The sequence below is a fragment of the Streptomyces antioxidans genome (assembly GCF_000968685.2).
GTDB lineage: Bacteria > Actinomycetota > Actinomycetes > Streptomycetales > Streptomycetaceae > Streptomyces > Streptomyces antioxidans.
The window spans coordinates 193,348-210,533 of record NZ_LAKD02000004.1 but is presented as its reverse complement, the minus strand read 5'-3'; the positions used below and the strand labels follow the sequence as shown (position 1 = coordinate 210,533).

Sequence of the window (17,186 nt, the reverse complement as noted above, 5' to 3'; positions counted from 1 at the left end):
GACCGATCAGTCCAATGGTGTCCGAGCGGTTTCCGGAGTTTTTGACCGACCGACCATGAACCCGTATTGTGTACCGCATGGTCAATAACGCCACCGCGCTGTCGCGTGAACAGATGGTCGAGCTCGCCAAGAAGTACTTCCGCCTGGTCGACGGCGAGGAGGGCTCGCTGATCGACATGTTCACCACGGACTGCCGCGTCTTCTTCCCCAAGTACGGCACCGCCCGTGGCCCCCAGGAGCTGGCCGAACTCGCGAGCGGTCTGCTCAAGACGCAGAAGTTCTTCCGGCACGACTTCGACAGCATGGTCTTCACGGTCGAGGGCGACCGTCTCGCCGTCGAGGGCCTGGTGGCGGGGGAGTCCGCCGACGGCCGCTCGTGGCCGGCGCACCCCCGCAACGAGGGACGCTACTGCAACGTCTTCGAGTTCTCCGGTGGCCTCATCTCCCGGCTGCACATCTACGAAGACCCCGACTTCCTCACCGAGGACACGGCCCGCCTGCTCTGGGACTGAGCCTCCTTCACCGCCGATCCGCCCGCTCGAGATCCCCTCGTCCGGGTCCTTCCACTCCATATCGAACGGAGCTGTGCCATGAAGACCATCCAGGTGACTGCGTACGGGGACATCGACGTCCTGCGTCCCGTCGACGCGCCGCGACCGGCCGCCGGGCCCGGTGAGGTCGTCGTCAAAGTGGAGTACGCGGGCGTCAACTTCCTCGACGTGCAGGTGCGCCGGGGCATGTACGGCATTCCGACGCCGTTCACGGCGGGCTTCGAGGGCGCCGGTGTGATCACCGAGACCGGCCGGGACGTGGCCGGTCTCGCCCTCGGGCAGCGCGTCGTGTGGGCCAACGTGCTCGGCGCGTATGCGGAGTATGCCGTCGTGCCGGCCGCGCAGGCCATCGCCGTGCCCGAAGCGCTTGGCCTGGAGACGGCGGTGGCCGTGCAGGTACAGGGCATCACGGCCCAGTACCTGGTCACCGACGTGCACCCGGTCGGGGCCGGCGAAGTGGTCGTCGTCCACGCCGCCGCGGGCGGGGTGGGCCGCTTTCTGACTCAGCTGGCGAAGGCGCGGGGGGCTGTGGTCATCGGCACCGCGTCTTCCCCCGAGAAGGCCGAAGTCGCCCGCTCGGTGGGCGCCGACCACGTCCTGGAGTACACGGGGTTCGCCGACCGCGTGCGCGAGCTGACCGAGGGCCGGGGGGCCGATGTGGTGTACGACGGCGTCGGCGTGGAAACCTTCGAGGAGTCCGTCAGGGCGCTGCGGCCCAGGGGCTCGCTGGCCATCTACGGCGAATCGAGCGGGCCGGTGCCGGCCTTCAACTCGAATGAGTTCGGCGGGCAGTCGGTCACCATTTCACGGCCGTCGTTCGCCGACTTCACACGGACCCGTGAGGAAGTTCAGGACCGGGTCGATGACGTCCACGCGAAGCTGCTGGCAGGCACTCTCTCCGTCGATGTGAACACGATCTCGACCCTGGGCGAAGCGGCTGAGGCACAACGCCTCCTTCAGGACCGGCTCACGGTCGGCAAGCTCCTCCTGAAGGTGTCCTGACCGATCGCTCGGTGTCGGAACGGGCCACCGAGCCCTGCTCGTGTCCCGCGCCATGGCACGCAGCATGAGCAACCTCTTGCGCGACACCCTCAGAGTCATGAAGTGGAGTAGATGATGTCAATCGCCTTTGAGCCGGTGCGTGTGGGGCGTTGGGACCTGCCCCAGCGCTTTGTGATGGCTCCACTGACCCGGAACCGGACGCCGTCGACGGTGCCGACGGAACTCAACGCGACGTATTACCAACAGCGCGCCGCCGCAGGGCTCATCATCAGCGAGGGCACACAGCCCAGCGCGGCAGGGCAGGCATATCTGGCCACACCCGGCATCCACTCCTCGGAGCAACGCGAAGGATGGTGGCGTACGGCCGAAGCAGTCCATGGGAGCGGTGGTCGGATCGTCGTCCAGCTCATGCACGGAGGACGCATCTCGCATCCCGATAACAAGGGAGGTCTGGAGACGGTCGCGCCCAGCGCGGTCCGTGCACCGGGCGAGATCGTGACACCAACCGGACCGCAGCGCTATCCGGAGCCGCGGGCACTCGGCACGGAGGACATACCCGGGATCATCGCGGAGTTCGTGGCCGCCGCGAGGAACGCGGTGGCGGCCGGCCTCGACGGAGTGGAGGTGCACGCGGCCAATGGCTATCTTCCCCACCAGTTCCTCGGACCGCTGACCAACCTGCGAACCGATCGTTATGGCGGGAACGCGGAAAACCGGGCGCGGTTCGCGGTCGAAGTGACCCGCGCCGTCGCCGCGGCCATAGGCGCGCACCGGGTCGGCATCCGGATCAGTCCCGCCCACAACATCCACGGGCTCCGGGAGGATGACGAGGACGAGACGAGGATGACCTACAGCGCACTGCTCGACGGGATCCAGGACCTGGACCTGGCTTACCTCAGCGACCTGGCCGCACCTGACTCCCCGCTGACCGCGCACCTACGCGAGAAGTTCGGCGGCACTTTCATCCTGAACACGGGCTTCGCCGAAGTCACCACACTGGAGGAGGTCGAGTCCCTTCTGGCCAGCGGTATCGCCGACGTCGTCGCGGTGGGCCGCCCGTTCCTGGCCAACCCGGACCTTCCGACCCGCTGGCGAACCGGGCACCACCTCAACCAGCACGACCCGGCAACGTTCTACGCGGGCGCTGAACGAGGCTATGTCGACTACCCGAGCCTGAATACACCGTTCTGACGACGCGAATGTCCGAAAGCCTGTGGCGAGTCGGCGGCGGTACGCTCGTCGGCGACTCGCCCGGTGTTCCATCCCGCCCAACAGGCGAGGGGCGCGGGTAGGGCCGTCCACGGAGGCCGTCTCTCCCCGGACGGCTGTTGGCCGAACTGCCAGGGCGGGGAGCGTTTCCCGGCCCGGTCCGCAGGTGCGGAGCTCTTCGAAGTACATGTCTCCATCGCGGCACCACGCGGCACCGCGGCTCCCGTGACCGAGACGATCGTGCAAGGGCGAGCGAGCATCATTCTAACGTTTTCGCAGGTCACATGGGTTAAATGGAATCACCGCACTCCATCACCCCAGAAGAGGGGCACCCATGATCGCCAACTACGGCTTCAACGCCACCCTCACCGCAAAGCCCCACATGGGCGACCGGCTGGTCGACCTGCTGCTGACCGGCCTGAACGAGGGCAGCCCGGGCGCGAGCGAACACTGCGTCGTCTACCTCGTCTCCCGTTCCGCGTCCGACCCCGACGTCATCCACGTCACCGAGGGCTGGACCAGCGAGGAGGACCACCACCGGATCTTCGCCGGCGAGGCCGCCCAGGCCATCGTGGCGCGGATCGACGGACTGCTGGTGAAGGAGTCCGAGTACACCGATTACGTGCCGGTCCGCGGCAAGGCCGCCTTCTGACCCGCCGTCAGCATTCCCTGGTCCCCACGAAAGGCAGCACCATGACCATGGCACGACCTGGCCTTGACCCCGAACTGCGTGAGCTGCTCGCGGACACGCCCCTGATGGCCCAGCTCAGTCCCGAAGTGCTCGCGCAACTGCGCCAGCTCCCGTCAATGCCCATCGAAACCCTCCTCGCGCACCGGCACGTCGACCGGCGCGAAGTCACCGTGCCCGCCAAGGACGGTGCTCCCATCCCCCTGTCGGTCTTCAGCCCCGCGCACACCGATCGCACCAGCGCCGCACCCTGCGTCTACTGGATGCACGGCGGCGGGATGGTCATGGGCGACCGCTTCTCACAGATCGACATACCGCTGGAATGGCTCGACGAGTTCGGCGCGGTCGTGGTCTCCGTGGACTACCGGCTCGCACCCGAGGCCACCGGCACCACCCTGGTCGAGGACTGCCACCAGGGACTGCTCTGGGTCGCCGAGCACACCGCGGAACTGGGCATCGACCCCGCCCGGATCGTCGTCGCAGGCGCCAGCGCGGGCGGCGGCCTCGCCGCGGGCGTCACCCTGCTGGCCCGCGACCTCGGCACTCCGGCGATCGTCGCGCAGCTGCTGATCGCCCCCATGCTCGACCACCGCAGTGCCAGCACCTCCAGCCGCCAGTACTCAGGCGGGCCCGGCGTCTGGACGCGCGAGATGAACGAGTTCGGATGGCGCTGTGTCCTCGGCGACCTCACCCACGACGAGGTACCCGTGTACGCTTCACCCGCGCTGGCCGACGACCTCTCGGGCCTGCCCACCACCTACATCGACACCGGCTCGGCCGAAGTCTTCCGCGACGAGGACACCGACTACGCCACCCGCATCTGGGCGGCCGGCGGTCAGGCCGAACTCCACGTCTGGGCGGGCGGCTTCCACGGATTCGACGCGCTGTACCCGCAGGCGCACATCTCGGCCACGGCCCGCCGGACCCGCACCGCCTGGCTCGCCCGAGTCCTGTCCCCGAACCCCGCCGCATAACGCCGACTTCGGAGCCTCCTGCTCGGCTCGGGATCGCCGACGTCGTTCGGGCACCCGTCAGGTCGCCGGGCGCCGCTCGTGGTGGGGGATTTGCTTCCGTGTGTGGTCCGTCACCGTGGCTGCATTGAACCGGAGGCGGTGAGCAGGTACTGGGCGACGATCGGCGCGGTCCCGGCGAAGAGCGTGGTGCACAGGTGGTACGAGAGGGACACCCGCGCGCCGGTCCCCGCGCGTACGGGCAGCGCCACGAAGGCGAGGTCCAGCGACCCCTCGGCGATCCGCCCCAGCGCCTCCCCGGCATAGGCCTGGCCCTCCAGCACCAGCTCGATACCGGGGTGTTCGGAGGTGACGGCACGCGTCAGCACCGGCATCGCGGAGCAGTTGCTGGTGCCCGCGAAGCCGAGCGTGACGCGGCCGACCCCGCCCAGACGGGCCGCCTGCACGGTCCGCCGTGCGGCCGGGGTCCCGCTCCAGCAGCCGGCTCTAGCGACGGCGACGAATCCGGAAAGGTGACGTGGCTCCACCCACCCGACCATGCCATCCACGCCGGCTGAAGTACGCTGTCGGCCGCACTTGAGCGCCTGAAGCACAGCTCGGCGCCGGCGCCCGGCCGGCTCGCATGCGAACGGAGAGACAGCGCACATGGACGTCAGCGCCCACCTCGAGGCCGTCTTCGGCGATCTCCAACGACGGGATCCGGCAGAAACGGAGTTCCACCAGGCAGCACACGAAGTTCTGCAGGCGATAGGACCCGTGCTCCAGGCCCACCCGGAGTATCTGCGCACCAGGATCGTGGAGCGGCTCTGCGAGCCCGAACGGCAGCTGATGTTCCGGGTCCCATGGGTGGACGACCAGGGGACGGTGCGGGTCAACCGCGGCTTCCGGGTGGAGTTCAACAGTGCGCTCGGCCCGTACAAGGGAGGGCTGCGGTTCCACCCCAGTGTCAACCTCGGCATCGTCAAGTTCCTGGGCTTCGAGCAGATCTTCAAGAACGCGCTGACCGGCATGGCGATAGGCGGCGGCAAGGGCGGTTCTGACTTCGATCCCAAGGGCCGCTCGGACGGCGAGGTCATGCGCTTCTGCCAGGCGTTCATGACGGAGCTGCACCGGCATCTGGGCGAGCACACGGATGTGCCCGCCGGGGACATCGGAGTCGGCGGCCGTGAGATCGGCTATCTCTTCGGCCAGTACAAGCGGATCACCAACCGCCATGAGTCCGGCGTGCTGACCGGCAAGCCGGTCGGCTGGGGCGGATCGCACGCCCGCACCGAGGCCACCGGCTACGGCGTGGTGTACTTCGCCCAGGAGATGCTCGCCACGCGCGGCCAGGACTTCGACGGACGGCGGGCCGTGGTCTCCGGATCGGGCAACGTGGCCGTCTACGCGATCGAGAAGGTCCACACCCTCGGCGGCCGGGTGGTGGCCTGCTCCGACTCCTCCGGCTACCTGGTCGACGAGGACGGCATCGACCTGGAGCTGCTGAAGGAGATCAAGGAGGTGCGCCGCGCGCGGATCTCCGCCTACGCCGAGGTGAAGACGGCCGCGCGGTTCTCCACCCGGGGGTCGGTGTTCGACGTGCCGTGCGAGGTCGCCCTGCCGTGTGCGACCCAGAACGAGCTGCACCAGCAGGACGCCACCACACTGACGAAGAACGGTGTGCTGGCCGTGGCCGAGGGTGCGAACATGCCGTGCACACCCGAGGCGGTCGAGATCTTCCGCGGCGCGCGGATCCTCTTCGGCCCCGGCAAGGCCGCCAACGCGGGCGGGGTGGCGACCTCCGCACTCGAGATGCAGCAGAACGCGGCCCGTGAGAGCTGGAGCTTCGAACGTACCGAGGAGCAGCTCGCCACCATCATGCGGCAGGTGCACGCGCGGTGTCGCACCACCGCGGAGACCTACGGCGGTAACGCCGACGACTACGTGCTCGGCGCCAACACCGCGGGCTTCCTCCGTGTGGCCGAGGCCATGACCGCCCAGGGCGTCGTCTGATGGGGCCGACGGCGGGCGGCGGCCACGGACGAAGAAGCCCCGAACCGCTCAGGTGCTGGGGAAGTGCACCGTCGTGAGCTCTTCGGAGACCTGCCAGACGCGCTGGGCCTCCTCGGTGCCGCGAAGGCGCGAGTAGAGCTTCTGCCCGCCGGGAGGGCCACCCAGGTGCCCGGGCCCGCGCGGACCGTAGAACCCGCCACGCTCGGCGTCGGGGGAGGTGGCGGCGTAGAGGGCGGGAAGTCGCGCGGTGTGGACCGTCCCGGCGAGGATCCCCCGCGCGGACAGCGCCCGGATCGCCCGTACGCCCAGGGTGTCCCTGGCCCGTCCGATCTCGGGGCGGGCGGCGAGCAGGTTCGTCGGAGCGATCCCGGGATGGGAGAGGTTGCTCGTGATGCCCCAGCCATGGGCCTGACTGCGCCGGTCGAGTTCGAGGCCGAAGAGCCCCAACGCGATCTTCGACTGGCTGTAGGCCTTCATGCCGTCGTAGGAGCGTTGCCAGTTGAGATCGGCCCAGTTGATGGCGCGCTGGTTCGCCGCGACGCTGATCTGTGAGGTCACCCGTGCGTGGCCCGCGCGCAGCAGCGGCAGCAGATGGGCCACCAGGGCGAAATGGCCGAGGTGGTTGGTGCCGAATTGAAGCTCGAACCCGTCGGCGGTGGTCTGCCGGTCCGGTGGGGTCATGACGCCGGCGTTGTTGATGAGGATGTGGATCGGCTGGCCCTCCTCCTGCAGGGTCTTGCCGAGGGCCGCGACGGAGGCGAGCGAGGACAGGTCGAGCCCGCGGAGCGACACGTTCGTCTGAGGCGCCGTCTGACGGATCGTGGCGAGCGCGGCCTCGCCCTTGCGCGGGTCGCGAACGGGCAGCAGCACATCGGCCCCGGCCGCGGCGAGCCTCGTGGCGATGCCGACGCCGATGCCATCGCTCGCTCCGGTGACGACGGCGCGCCTGCCGGACAGGTCGGGGACGGTGATGTCGACGGGGTTGCGTGGCATGTGCCCACTCCTGGGTTGTGTTGTTCCGCCTCCACCGTCGTGGCAGACGGCGGCGCTGTGTCACTGAGCCTCGGCGGGCGACGTAGCGGCGGCAACCCGTGAAGGGGGGATTGACGATCCGTGGATGTCGGGAGGCGCGGGCGGTAGAAATGAGCCTCGAAGGGAAGGCACGCACGGTGACGGAGGCGCCCACGGTGATCGATCGGACCGGACTGGCGGAGTTCCTCCGGCGCCGCCGGGAGTCGCTGCAACCCGAAGACGTCGGTCTCCCGCGGGGACGCCGCCGCAGGACGAGCGGGCTGCGGCGGGAGGAGGTGGCCGCGCTGTGCCACATGTCGGCCGACTACTACGCGCGGCTCGAGCGAGAGCGCGGCCCCCGGCCGTCGGAGCAGATGATCGCCTCCATCGCGCAAGGACTCCACCTCTCCCTCGACGAGCGCGACCACCTGTTCCGGCTCGCCGGACAGACCCCGCCCCCACGGGGCGCGGACAGCGAGCACATCAGCCCCGGCCTGCTGCGCATCCTCGACCGCCTGCACGACACCCCTGCGGAGATCGTCACCGAGCTCGGCGAGACGCTGCGGCAGACCCCGCTCGGCATCGCGCTCACCGGCGACCTGACCGGCTACCGCGGCCCGGCCCGCAGCCTCGGCTACCGATGGTTCACCGACCCCGCCACGCGACGGCTCTACGCCCCCGAAGACCATCCGTTCCTCACCCGCATGTTCGTCTCGGGCCTGCGCGGGGCAGCCACCCTGCGGGGTCCCGGTTCCCGCGCGGCCCACTACGCCGACTTGCTGCTCGCTCAAAGCGAAGAGTTCCGTCAGGTGTGGAACGACCACGAGGTCGGCCTCCGGCCGCACGAGGTGAAACACTTCATCCACCCGGAGGTCGGCGCATTGGAGCTGAACTGCCAGACGCTGCTCGATCCGAACCAGTCGCACCTCCTGATCGTCTACACCGCCATTCCCGGCAGTGAGAGCTACGAGAAGCTGCAGCTGCTGTCCGTGATAGGAGCGCAGACGCTGCGTTCAGGGGTCCGTGATCAGCGCATCCAGTAGGACCGACGCAGAGCGACGCAGAGCGACGCAGAGCGACGCGGAGTCGCCGCCGCTGTCAGAGCCGTCGTCTAGTGTGCGGAAACATGGATCTGAACCTTACGGGACGCCGGGCGATGGTGACGGGGAGCAGCGGCGGTATCGGCGCCGCGGTGGCCCGGAGGCTGGTGGACGAGGGGTGCGCGGTGCTGGTGCACGGGCGCGACCCCGCGCGCGTCGGCGACGTCGCGGAGCGGCTTCGTGCTGTCGGCGGTGTGGTGGACGTCGTGCTGGGGGACCTCGCCGATGAGGCTTCCGCCGGGGCGGTGGCCGAGCGGGCCCGGGAGTGGGGCGTGGAGATTTTGGTCAACAACGCGGGCCCCTTCGCCGAGCACGACTGGGAAACCGCGGAGCCCGAGCTGTGGCTGGACGCGATGAACGGGAACGTGGTGTCCGCGGTGCGGATGATCCGGGCCCTGGTGCCCCGGATGCGCGAGCGCGGATGGGGGAGGGTGGTCAATGTGGGCAGCCGGGCCGCGACCACTCCCTTGCCGAACATGGTCGAGTATTCGGCGGCGAAGGCGGCGGTGGTCAACATGACGACCAGCCTGGCCCGGCAGCTGGCCGGAACCGGCATCACCGCGAACACGGTGAGCCCTGGTGTCATCGTGACGGACAGCATGCGGCAGATGTTCGAGGACGGGGCGGCCGCACGAGGCTGGCCGGAGCAATGGACGGAGCTGGAGCCGCTGGTGGTGGCCGAGTACGCCCCGAACCCGACGGGCAGGCTCGGCACCGCGGACGACATCTCGGCGGCGGTCGGGTTTCTCGTCAGCCCGCTGGCCGGCTACATCAACGGAATCAATCTGCGCGTCGACGGGGGCATCGCGTTGGTGCCGTAGGCCGACCGCCCACCGCGGACACCGACTGGAGGTCGCCGAGGAGATCAGGCTGTGAGGCGCCGCTTGCGGATCAGAGTGATGCCGTCCGCCATGGGGATCAGGGACATCTCCACCCGAGGATCGTCGCGGACCAGCGCGTTGAACGCGCGCACCCCTTCGGTGTCGGCGTCCCTCGCCTCGGCGTCGACGACCCGGCCGAAGAACAGGGTGTTGTCCACCACGATGAGGCCGGTGTCGCCGATGAGGGTCAGCGACCGCTCGTAGTAGTCCGGAAGACCCCGCTTGTCGGCGTCGATGAACACGAAGTCGAACGAACCGGTCCCCTGCTCCTCGACAAGGGCCTCGAGGGTCTTCGCCGCGTCACCGACGCGGACGTCGATCAGGTCCCCGACACCGGCCCGCCGCCAGTGGTCCGCGCCGATCCTGGCCCAGCGGTCGGTGATGTCGCAGGTGACCAGCTTCCCGCCCGGTGCGAGGGCGCGGGCCAGACACAGGGTGCTGTACCCGGTGAACGTGCCGATCTCGAGGATCCGGCGCGCCGGGGTGAGGCCCGCCAGCAGCGTCAGCAGCTGGCCCTCCTCGGGCATGACCTGCATCGCGCTGCCCGCGGGCAGTTGGGACGTCTCCTCGCGCAGCTCCGCGAGGACGGCGTCCTCACGCAGGGATAACTCCCGTACGTACCGTGAGAGCGCGGCCGAGAGCTCCAGTTGGTCCGCCATGCTGTGTCATCTCCTCGTCGAACCATCGAACCGTCGAACCGGGCCGGGGCCATGCCACCGGCTGCCCGGGCACGTTCCCGCACTATGCCAGGCGCGGCGTGTGCAACTCCATGGTCGGTGGGGGCTGGACTCCGGCAGGGCGGCGAGGCCGCGGCGGCGGACCAGCCGACTCGGGTAGTCTGACCATCAGGTTCACTTCGTGAACATGCGTATCAGACCCTCGATCACCATCCGGCGGAGGCTCCCATGAGCAAGTCGACGAGGTCGTCCGATGCCGCGCGCGTGGACCGGGGCGACCAAGCCGACATCCAGGCGGTGAGCAGGGTCAGCCAGATCCTGTCGCTGTTCGAGCCCGCCACTCCGGAAGTGACCGCCGTCGAGGTCGCCGAGCGGCTGGGCCTGAACCGCACCACCGCATACCGGTACTGCACCTCCCTGGCCGCGGCGGGGCTGCTCGAGCGCAATGCCGAGGGCGGCTATGTGCCCGGTGGGCTGCTGCTGCAGCTGGGCGCCTTCGCCATCGGCCACCGCAGTGTCATCAACCTCGCCCCGCGCCATATGAGGGCGCTCGCTCGCGCCACGCAGACGACCGTGGTGCTCAGCCTCTGGGGTCTCACCGGGCCGGTGGTCTCCCGGGTCGAGGAGAACATCTCCACCGTGGTCGTGGTGTCCGTGCGGGTGGGCAGTCATCTGCCGCTGGATTCGGCGCAGAGCAAGGTCTTCCTCGCGTACCACGCCGACCAGCTGTCGATGGAGCGGCTGATGGCGAATCTGTCCGGCCGGGCGCGGGAGGACCTGCGCGCCGACGTCGAGCGGGTTCGCACGGTGGGCCACTGTTCCGCGATGAGCACTCCCGGTGTCGTCGCGGTGGGGGCACCCGTCTTCGACGAGGACGGCATCTGTGCCACGATCGCGATCGTCGGCCCGGACAACACCCTGTCGATGTCCGACGACACCCCCGAGCTGAGCGTCATCGTCGACACCGCGCGTGCGCTCACCCATGAGCTCGGCGGCCACTACCGGCCCGACGACCTCGACCAGCGGGCGGTGTAGGGCGCCCCGCGCCGGGCCCGCTGGTCACAGGGGGCCGGGCCGGGGGCGCCGGGGTCCGGACTGCGGCGGGTCAGGCCAATTTCGGGATCGTGCTGTCGTCGGCCATGTCGACGTCCCTGGTCTCCGGGCCGAGGAAGCCACCGAACGCGATCAGCGCACCGGCGAGTGCGATCAGGACGGCCGGGGCGAGGTGCGAGGGCATGACGCCGTTGAACTGCTCCAGATAGAACTGGTAGAAGGCCGGGGCGATCAGCGCGAGGCTGTATCCGACGCCATAGCCCGTGGAACGGACGCTCGCCGGGAACCGCTCGGTCAGATACGCGGCGATCGGGCCGAATGTGCCGACGGTGAAGACACCGATCATGACGCCCCAGCCCAGGGCCGTCCCCAGGCCGCCGTCGGACACCATCAGCAGTGCGTACGAACCCGCGCCGACCACCGTGACCGACAGGCCGTAGCCGATGTAGAACCGCCGTCTCCCGATGCGCTGGGAGAGCAGTCCGAAGAGCGGGTAGGACACCGCCGCGGAGGCGTTGATCACGAGCATGGTCAGCGTGACCTGCTTGCTCGACAGCAGAAGGTGCTCCTTGAGCTGCCCGGGGGTCACCGCGGCCTCCATATTGGTGGCCAGCCAGGTGCCGGTCATCAGCACGAACACCTGGGTCAGCGATTTCGGGTAGCGCGTCAGCAGCCGCGCCAACGGCAGTTTGTGCCGCTCCCCGGTGTACTCGGGCGGCGGCTCGTGCACCTGGGTGAGGTAGTAGCGGAACAGCAGGGCCGACAGCAGCGCCCCGACCAGGAAGGGTATCCGCCAGCCCCACTGCACATAGGCGCTGTGCAGTCCGGTGGACGGCAGCGCCTGCAGCAACAGCAGGGTGAGCGCGGCGATCATCGCGTACGCGGCGGGTGAGGTCGAGGTGATGAGCGAGGCGTACAGGCCGCGCTTGCGCCGTGGGCTCCACTCCATCGCCAGGGGCACCGCGGTGGTGTACTCACCGCCGAGGAAGATCCCGTCGATGAACCTCAGCGCGATCAGCAGGCCGACCGACCAGGTCCCGATCGTCTCGTGGCCCGGCAGGCACGCGGTGAGCAGCGTGATGACGCCGAAGCCGCCGACCGCGACGAGCGTGGTGCGCTTGCGCCCGACCGTATCGGCGAAGTGGCCGAAGACGATCGCGCCGAGCGGGCGGCCGATGAGCGTCGACGCGAACACCAGCGATGCGAGCAGGGCTGTTGTGCTCGCGCTCAGCCGCGCCGACTGGAAGTAGTCCGTCGCGGGCGCGAGCACCACGATCGGCAGATAGATGTCGAACTGGTCGACGAAGTAGGCGAACGCCCCGCCACGCACCGCGGCGCGCGCCTTGGCGGTGTCCGGACCGTGCGGGGTGTCCGGACCGTGCGGGGTGGTCGGGCGGGCGTCGTCGTCCAAGGCCGCCGACTGCTCTGCGGGGGGCAGTGGGGACATCGTGTCCTCCGGATCGGTTGCTGGCTGCCCGCAGCTCTGAGGTGCCACATGCGGCGCGTTGCGAACTGCGTGTTCACGAAGCGAACTGTTGGCCACCTTAAAGTTATGACTTGCGGCGCACAAGACTGCTGCAAGGGGTTGACGTGCGGTCTACAGTGAAACGCGAATTCACATTACGAACCGAGGTGGTTTCCTATGAGGGAACGTCCTGCCATCGCCACCGTCCTGGACGGCTTGGTCGATATGCATGTCCACTCCGGCCCCAGCCCGTTTCCCCGTCGCCTCGACCATGTCGAGGCCGCGCAGGACGGTGCCCGGATCGGGATGCGCGCCATGGTCGCGAAGTCCCACCACCACAACACCCAGATGGACATCCTCGCGATGAAGGGACGCCTGGCCGGGGTCGCCGCGTCCGCCTACGGCGGCATCGCCCTCAACAGCACCGTCGGCGGTCTCAATGTGCACGCGGTGCGCATGTGCCTGCGCATGGGCGGCAAGGTCGTCTGGTTCCCGACCATCTCCTCGGGCCGGCACATCGACTGCCACCCCGAGGACGGGGCGTTCCCGACCACCACCGTGCCCCTGACCCTGGAGCGCATCGACATCGTCGACGAGAGCGGGGAGCTGAAGCCCGAGGCGGCCGCGATACTCGACGAGATCAAGGAGCAGGAGGCCGTCGTCAACGGCGGCCATATGTACCCCGAGTACATCCGCACGCTGTTCCGGGCCGGGAAGGACCGGGGCATGACGCGGATGGTCGTCAGCCACCCCGACTTCGTCATCGGCGCCGACCCCGACCTGTGCCGCGAGCTCATCGCGCTCGGCGCGTTCGTCGAGCACGAGGTCGGCATGTACGACCCCGAGGGGCTGCAGAAGTGGGATCCCCAGCGGCTGCTGACCTGGATCGATGCGCTCGGCCCCGAACACACGGTACTGGCCTCGGACTTCGGGCAGGCGGTGAACCCGAAACCGGTGGACGCGTGGCTGCGGGTCGCCGGGGTGCTGCTCGACCTCGGACTGCCGGAGAAGGACCTGCGGGGCATGGCCTGCGACAACCCGGCCTATCTGCTCAACCTCGACACCTGAGCGAAAGGACACCACGGTGTACGAAAAGGACGACCCCCGCTCCTCGCTCGCGACGGCGACCGCACCACGGCCGGACGGCGGCGCCGCGATAGCCGCCGCCCAGTACTTCGATCTGCACCGCCTCGCCCCGCCCGCCGCCGCGACACCGGACGCCCGTACCGCGGTAGTCCGCGCCCAGAACGTGGTGCTGGTGCACACCGAGGCACGGGCCGGTGACACCCTCGACAACGGGACGCTCGACGGTGAGCTCGCCGTGGTGGTCACCGGCGCCTCGCCCGCCTTCACGGTGGTCACCGGCGACGGCGCCACCCGCATCGACGCGCCCGGGCTAGTCGTGGTCCCACCCGGTGCCTCACGGATCGGTGTGCACGGCGACGGCCCACTGGTCCGCCTGGTCGAGGCCGCCGAACCGGAGTGGCGGGACCGCGCCGCCAACGCCGGGGCGTACGCGGCGGACCACCCGCGCGTCACCCCGCTGGAGCGGTGGCCGGAGCCCGTCGGCGGACCCGCCGTGCGGTTCTACCCGCTGGCCGACGTACCGGAGGACCCGGCGCGGTTCGGCCGCATCTTCCGCACCCGGTCGTTCATGGTCAACTTCCTGCCCGAGCTGGACGGGCCGCGTGACCCGCACAAGCTATCACCCCACACCCACGATGACTTCGAGCAGCTGTCGCTGGCCGTGCGCGGCCAGTACGTGCACCACATCCGCACCCCCTGGCTGAGCGACAGCTCCCAGTGGCGCGACGACGAACACGTACGGCTCGGCAGCCCGTCCCTCGCCATCATCCCGCCGCCCACCGTGCACACCTCCGAAGCCAACGACCCCGAGGTGAACCAGCTGATCGACATCTTCAGCCCACCGCGCACCGACTTCTCGGAGAAACCCGGCTGGGTGCTCAACGCCGACGACTACCCGATGCCATGAGCGCGCCACGACGCACCGGCGCCGGGCTGTTCGCACCGGACCGCGCCACCACCCCGGTCGGCACCTGGCTGAAGATCGCCTCGGGCGAGCCGGTCGAGATCATGGCGTACGCCGGGTTCGACTTCGTGGTGATCGACCTGGAGCACGCGCCACTGGACCTCCAGACCGCGTACCGGCTGATCAACTCGGCCGCCGCGCTGGGCGTGGTGCCCCTGGTGCGGGTGCCGGACACGACGGCCTCGACGATCCAGAAGATCCTCGACGCGGGGGCCATGGGCATCCTCGTACCGCACGTCGACACCGTCGAGGAGGCCGCCGCCGTCGGGCGGGCATGCCGGTTTCCGCCCCACGGTGTGCGCGGCGCCGGTGGCACCAGCCGCGCCGGAGCGTGGGGGCTGCGCCCCGGCACCGACTACCTGGCCACCGGCAACGACGACGTGCTGTGCATCCCGCAGCTCGAGAGCGCCGAGGCCATCAGCGCCGCACCGCGGATCCTGGCACTCGACACCGTCGACGCGGTGTTCGTGGGCGCCGCCGACCTGTCGCTGTCGATGGGTTCCACGCCCGCCTCACCGGAGGTGCTTGAGCTGATCGTCTCCGCGCAGGACGCCGCACACGCCGCGGGCAAGCGCTGCGGGCTCGCGTTCGGCGGCGCGCCCGAGCGCGCCGCGCGGGCGGTGCGCGACGGCTGCGACTTCGTCCTGCTCAGCAATGACACATCGATGCTGGCGGAGACCGCGCGCGGGCTGGTCACGGCGTTCCGGGAAGCCGACGGCCGCCGATGACGCCCCCTCGCCACCGCCCGCCCCCGCACACCATCCGAACGACGGGAGAGGACACATGACCACCACCGAGGAGAAGAACTGATGCGGGCGGCCGAGAAGGTCATCATCACCACCGCGGTGACGGGCTCCGTGCACGTGCCGTCCCAGAGCCCCTACCTCCCGCTCTCCGCCGAGCAGGTGGCCGACGCCGCACTCGAGGCGGTCGAGGCCGGATCCGCCGTGGTGCACCTGCACGCCCGGCAGCCGGACGGGCGGCCCACCTTCGAGCCCGAGGTCTTCGAGCGGATCGTCGGGCGGATCACCGCGCGGACCGACGCCGTCATCAACATCACCACCGGTGGTTCGCCCGCGATGACGATGGAGCAACGCCTGGCGGCGGCCGTCCGGCTCCGGCCCGAGCTCGCATCGATGAACATGGGCTCGATGAACTTCGTGTACTCGGGCATGGCCGACCGGGTGACCGACTGGAAGCACGACTGGGAGCGGCCCCATGTGCTCACGTCCTACGCCCGCCCGTTCATCAACACCTTCGAGACGATCGAACACTCCCTGCGTACGCTCGGCGAGTCCGGCACCCGGTTCGAGTACGAGTGCTACGACATCGGACACCTCTACTCTCTCGCCCACTTCGTCGAAAGGGGCCTGGCCAAGCCACCCCTGCTGATCCAGGGCGTGTTCGGGGTCCTCGGCGGCATCGGCGCCGACCACGAGAACCTGGACCACATGGTGCGCATCGCGGACAAGCTCTTCGGCGACGAGTACTCGTTCTCCGCCTTCGCGGCGGGCCGCGACCAGATGCCGTTCGCCACCCACAGCGCCCTGCTCGGCGGCCATGTGCGGGTGGGGCTCGAGGACAGTCTGTGGCTCGGCAGGGGAAGGCTCGCGGAGAGCAACGCCCAGCAGGTCAGAAAGATCCGCTCGCTCGTCGAGGCCGCGGACAGGCAGATCGCCACACCGGCCGACGCCCGGGCGATGCTCGCGCTGCGCGGCGTCACGGACACCGACAGGAGCACGGTCTCATGAACACTCCGCCGCTCACCGGCAAAGTCCTCCTCCTCGTCGGGGCGAGCGCGGGAATCGGAGCCGATGCCGCGCACGTCCTCGCGGAAGACGGCGCCGCGCTGATGCTCGTCGCACGCTCCAAGGAACCGCTTGCCGCGCTCACGGAGGAACTCACCTCCGCCGGACACGACGTGGCCTTCACGACCGGAGACGTCTCCGACGCGGCGAGCGTGACCGCGTTCGTCGACGCCACCGTCGCACGGTTCGGCCGCCTCGACGGGGCGTTCAACAACGCCGCGATGACCCAGGGCGGGCGCCTCGACGCCGTCCCGGAAGCGGAATTCGACCGGATCATGGCCGTGAACGTGAAGGGCACCTGGCTGTGCGTCCGCGAAGAGGTACGCGTCATGGAGCGCCAGGGCTTCGGCTCGATCGTCAATGTGAGCAGCATCGGCGGTCTCCGCGGCAGCTCCGGCATGGGCGCGTACCAGGCCACCAAACACGCGGTCATCGGCCTGACCCGCACCGCGGCCCATGACTTCGGACCGCTCGGAATCCGGGTGAACGCGCTGGCCCCCGGCCCGACCGAGACCCCGATGCTCGCCGAGACCCGGCGTGCGATCCCCGGCGGAGTGGAGGCCCGGATCGCGGCCACTCCCTTGCGCAAGGTCGGTACGGGACGGGAGGTCGGAGCGAGTGCGGCTTTCCTCCTGAGCGACCGTGCGAGCCACATCAGCGGAGCCGTCCTGCCGGTCGACGGCGGGTTCGTCGCCTGAACCCACCGGGGGCCCGTCAGCAGGCCGACG

General features: G+C 69.6%; 18 protein-coding genes. 14 read left to right on the top strand and 4 right to left on the bottom strand.

Annotated features, from left to right (window positions below):
- Positions 1 to 77 precede the first annotated feature (77 nt).
- The 5 genes from VT50_RS03400 to VT50_RS03380 all read left to right on the top strand — a co-directional run bounded on the left by VT50_RS03400 (position 78) and on the right by VT50_RS03380 (position 4,424).
- Positions 78 to 512 (top strand): nuclear transport factor 2 family protein, encoded by a 435-nt coding sequence (locus VT50_RS03400; RefSeq protein ID WP_046089891.1) that lies wholly within the window; start codon positions 78 to 80, stop codon positions 510 to 512.
- A 78-nt stretch (positions 513 to 590) separates the two neighbouring features.
- Positions 591 to 1,553: a quinone oxidoreductase family protein gene (locus tag VT50_RS03395; protein WP_046089846.1), complete on the top strand. Its 963-nt coding sequence runs from the start codon at positions 591 to 593 to the stop codon at positions 1,551 to 1,553.
- A gap of 114 nt (positions 1,554 to 1,667) precedes the next feature.
- On the top strand, positions 1,668 to 2,744 hold the full coding sequence (locus VT50_RS03390; protein WP_206269332.1) for an alkene reductase: 1,077 nt from the start codon (positions 1,668 to 1,670) through the stop codon (positions 2,742 to 2,744).
- Between the two features lie 352 nt (positions 2,745 to 3,096).
- On the top strand, positions 3,097 to 3,414 hold the full coding sequence (locus tag VT50_RS03385; RefSeq protein WP_046089845.1) for a putative quinol monooxygenase: 318 nt from the start codon (positions 3,097 to 3,099) through the stop codon (positions 3,412 to 3,414).
- Between the two features lie 41 nt (positions 3,415 to 3,455).
- Positions 3,456 to 4,424, top strand: coding sequence for an alpha/beta hydrolase (locus VT50_RS03380; RefSeq protein WP_046089844.1), 969 nt, complete (start codon positions 3,456 to 3,458; stop codon positions 4,422 to 4,424).
- Positions 4,425 to 4,534: 110 nt separating this feature from the next.
- Here VT50_RS03380 and VT50_RS41255 read toward each other — a convergent pair whose 3' ends face one another.
- A complete protein-coding gene (locus VT50_RS41255) occupies positions 4,535 to 4,867 on the bottom strand; it encodes a type 2 periplasmic-binding domain-containing protein (protein WP_046089843.1) in 333 nt (110 codons plus the stop codon).
- A 199-nt stretch (positions 4,868 to 5,066) separates the two neighbouring features.
- Here VT50_RS41255 and gdhA point away from each other — a divergent pair, with 199 nt between their 5' ends.
- A complete protein-coding gene (gdhA, locus tag VT50_RS03370) occupies positions 5,067 to 6,413 on the top strand; it encodes an NADP-specific glutamate dehydrogenase (RefSeq protein WP_046089842.1) in 1,347 nt (448 codons plus the stop codon).
- A 48-nt stretch (positions 6,414 to 6,461) separates the two neighbouring features.
- Here the strand turns inward: gdhA and VT50_RS03365 are convergent, their stop codons facing one another.
- Positions 6,462 to 7,406 (bottom strand): SDR family oxidoreductase, encoded by a 945-nt coding sequence (locus VT50_RS03365; protein WP_046089841.1) that lies wholly within the window; start codon positions 7,404 to 7,406, stop codon positions 6,462 to 6,464.
- A 194-nt stretch (positions 7,407 to 7,600) separates the two neighbouring features.
- Between VT50_RS03365 and VT50_RS03360 the strand changes: the two genes are divergently transcribed.
- Complete coding sequence (locus tag VT50_RS03360) at positions 7,601 to 8,467, top strand: helix-turn-helix transcriptional regulator (protein ID WP_046089889.1); 867 nt, start codon at positions 7,601 to 7,603, stop codon at positions 8,465 to 8,467.
- 83 nt (positions 8,468 to 8,550) lie between these two features.
- Positions 8,551 to 9,345, top strand: coding sequence for an SDR family NAD(P)-dependent oxidoreductase (locus VT50_RS03355; RefSeq protein WP_046089840.1), 795 nt, complete (start codon positions 8,551 to 8,553; stop codon positions 9,343 to 9,345).
- Between the two features lie 44 nt (positions 9,346 to 9,389).
- On the opposite strand, the gene VT50_RS03350 is transcribed toward VT50_RS03355, so the two are convergent.
- The gene (locus tag VT50_RS03350; RefSeq protein ID WP_046089839.1) at positions 9,390 to 10,064 is read right to left on the bottom strand and encodes an O-methyltransferase; all 675 of its coding nucleotides are present in this window, start codon (positions 10,062 to 10,064) and stop codon (positions 9,390 to 9,392) included.
- Positions 10,065 to 10,310: 246 nt separating this feature from the next.
- Here VT50_RS03350 and VT50_RS03345 point away from each other — a divergent pair, with 246 nt between their 5' ends.
- Positions 10,311 to 11,117, top strand: a complete 807-nt coding sequence (locus VT50_RS03345; protein ID WP_046089838.1) for an IclR family transcriptional regulator — start codon at positions 10,311 to 10,313, stop codon at positions 11,115 to 11,117.
- Positions 11,118 to 11,187: 70 nt separating this feature from the next.
- Here the strand turns inward: VT50_RS03345 and VT50_RS03340 are convergent, their stop codons facing one another.
- A complete protein-coding gene (locus tag VT50_RS03340; protein WP_075200529.1) occupies positions 11,188 to 12,582 on the bottom strand; it encodes an MFS transporter in 1,395 nt (464 codons plus the stop codon).
- 195 nt (positions 12,583 to 12,777) lie between these two features.
- On the opposite strand from VT50_RS03340, the gene VT50_RS03335 reads away from it, so the two are divergent.
- The 5 genes from VT50_RS03335 (at position 12,778) to VT50_RS03315 (ending at position 17,156) form a co-directional block, all read left to right on the top strand.
- Positions 12,778 to 13,668 carry a DUF6282 family protein gene (locus VT50_RS03335; protein WP_046089837.1) on the top strand — a complete coding sequence of 297 codons (891 nt, stop codon included), beginning with the start codon at positions 12,778 to 12,780 and terminating at the stop codon, positions 13,666 to 13,668.
- Positions 13,669 to 13,684: 16 nt separating this feature from the next.
- Positions 13,685 to 14,593, top strand: coding sequence for a cupin domain-containing protein (locus VT50_RS03330; RefSeq protein WP_046089836.1), 909 nt, complete (start codon positions 13,685 to 13,687; stop codon positions 14,591 to 14,593).
- A complete protein-coding gene (locus VT50_RS03325; protein ID WP_046089835.1) occupies positions 14,590 to 15,378 on the top strand; it encodes an HpcH/HpaI aldolase family protein in 789 nt (262 codons plus the stop codon). The genes VT50_RS03330 and VT50_RS03325 overlap by 4 nt, the downstream gene beginning before the upstream one ends.
- Positions 15,379 to 15,459: 81 nt before the next feature.
- A complete protein-coding gene (kce, locus tag VT50_RS03320) occupies positions 15,460 to 16,401 on the top strand; it encodes a 3,5-dioxohexanoate:acetyl-CoA acetone transferase (RefSeq protein WP_046089834.1) in 942 nt (313 codons plus the stop codon).
- Entirely contained in the window at positions 16,398 to 17,156 is a 759-nt protein-coding gene (locus tag VT50_RS03315; RefSeq protein WP_046089833.1) for an SDR family NAD(P)-dependent oxidoreductase, read from the top strand. The genes kce and VT50_RS03315 overlap by 4 nt, the downstream gene beginning before the upstream one ends.
- The last annotated feature ends 30 nt before the right edge of the window (positions 17,157 to 17,186 follow it).

Bases quoted from the DNA above. Each gene is read 5' to 3' on its own strand.
- VT50_RS03395 (WP_046089846.1), top strand. From the start codon at position 591: ATGAAGACCATCCAGGTGACTGCGTACGGGGACATCGACGTCCTGCGT.
- VT50_RS03400 (WP_046089891.1), top strand. From the start codon at position 78: ATGGTCAATAACGCCACCGCGCTGTCGCGTGAACAGATGGTCGAGCTC.
- VT50_RS03325 (WP_046089835.1), top strand. From the start codon at position 14,590: ATGAGCGCGCCACGACGCACCGGCGCCGGGCTGTTCGCACCGGACCGC.
- gdhA (WP_046089842.1), top strand. From the start codon at position 5,067: ATGGACGTCAGCGCCCACCTCGAGGCCGTCTTCGGCGATCTCCAACGA.
- VT50_RS03385 (WP_046089845.1), top strand. From the start codon at position 3,097: ATGATCGCCAACTACGGCTTCAACGCCACCCTCACCGCAAAGCCCCAC.
- VT50_RS03350 (WP_046089839.1), bottom strand. From the start codon at position 10,064: ATGGCGGACCAACTGGAGCTCTCGGCCGCGCTCTCACGGTACGTACGG.
- VT50_RS03380 (WP_046089844.1), top strand. From the start codon at position 3,456: ATGACCATGGCACGACCTGGCCTTGACCCCGAACTGCGTGAGCTGCTC.
- VT50_RS03345 (WP_046089838.1), top strand. From the start codon at position 10,311: ATGAGCAAGTCGACGAGGTCGTCCGATGCCGCGCGCGTGGACCGGGGC.
- VT50_RS03365 (WP_046089841.1), bottom strand. From the start codon at position 7,406: ATGCCACGCAACCCCGTCGACATCACCGTCCCCGACCTGTCCGGCAGG.
- VT50_RS03390 (WP_206269332.1), top strand. From the start codon at position 1,668: ATGTCAATCGCCTTTGAGCCGGTGCGTGTGGGGCGTTGGGACCTGCCC.
- kce (WP_046089834.1), top strand. From the start codon at position 15,460: ATGCGGGCGGCCGAGAAGGTCATCATCACCACCGCGGTGACGGGCTCC.
- VT50_RS03340 (WP_075200529.1), bottom strand. From the start codon at position 12,582: ATGTCCCCACTGCCCCCCGCAGAGCAGTCGGCGGCCTTGGACGACGAC.
- VT50_RS03355 (WP_046089840.1), top strand. From the start codon at position 8,551: ATGGATCTGAACCTTACGGGACGCCGGGCGATGGTGACGGGGAGCAGC.
- VT50_RS03335 (WP_046089837.1), top strand. From the start codon at position 12,778: ATGAGGGAACGTCCTGCCATCGCCACCGTCCTGGACGGCTTGGTCGAT.
- VT50_RS03315 (WP_046089833.1), top strand. From the start codon at position 16,398: ATGAACACTCCGCCGCTCACCGGCAAAGTCCTCCTCCTCGTCGGGGCG.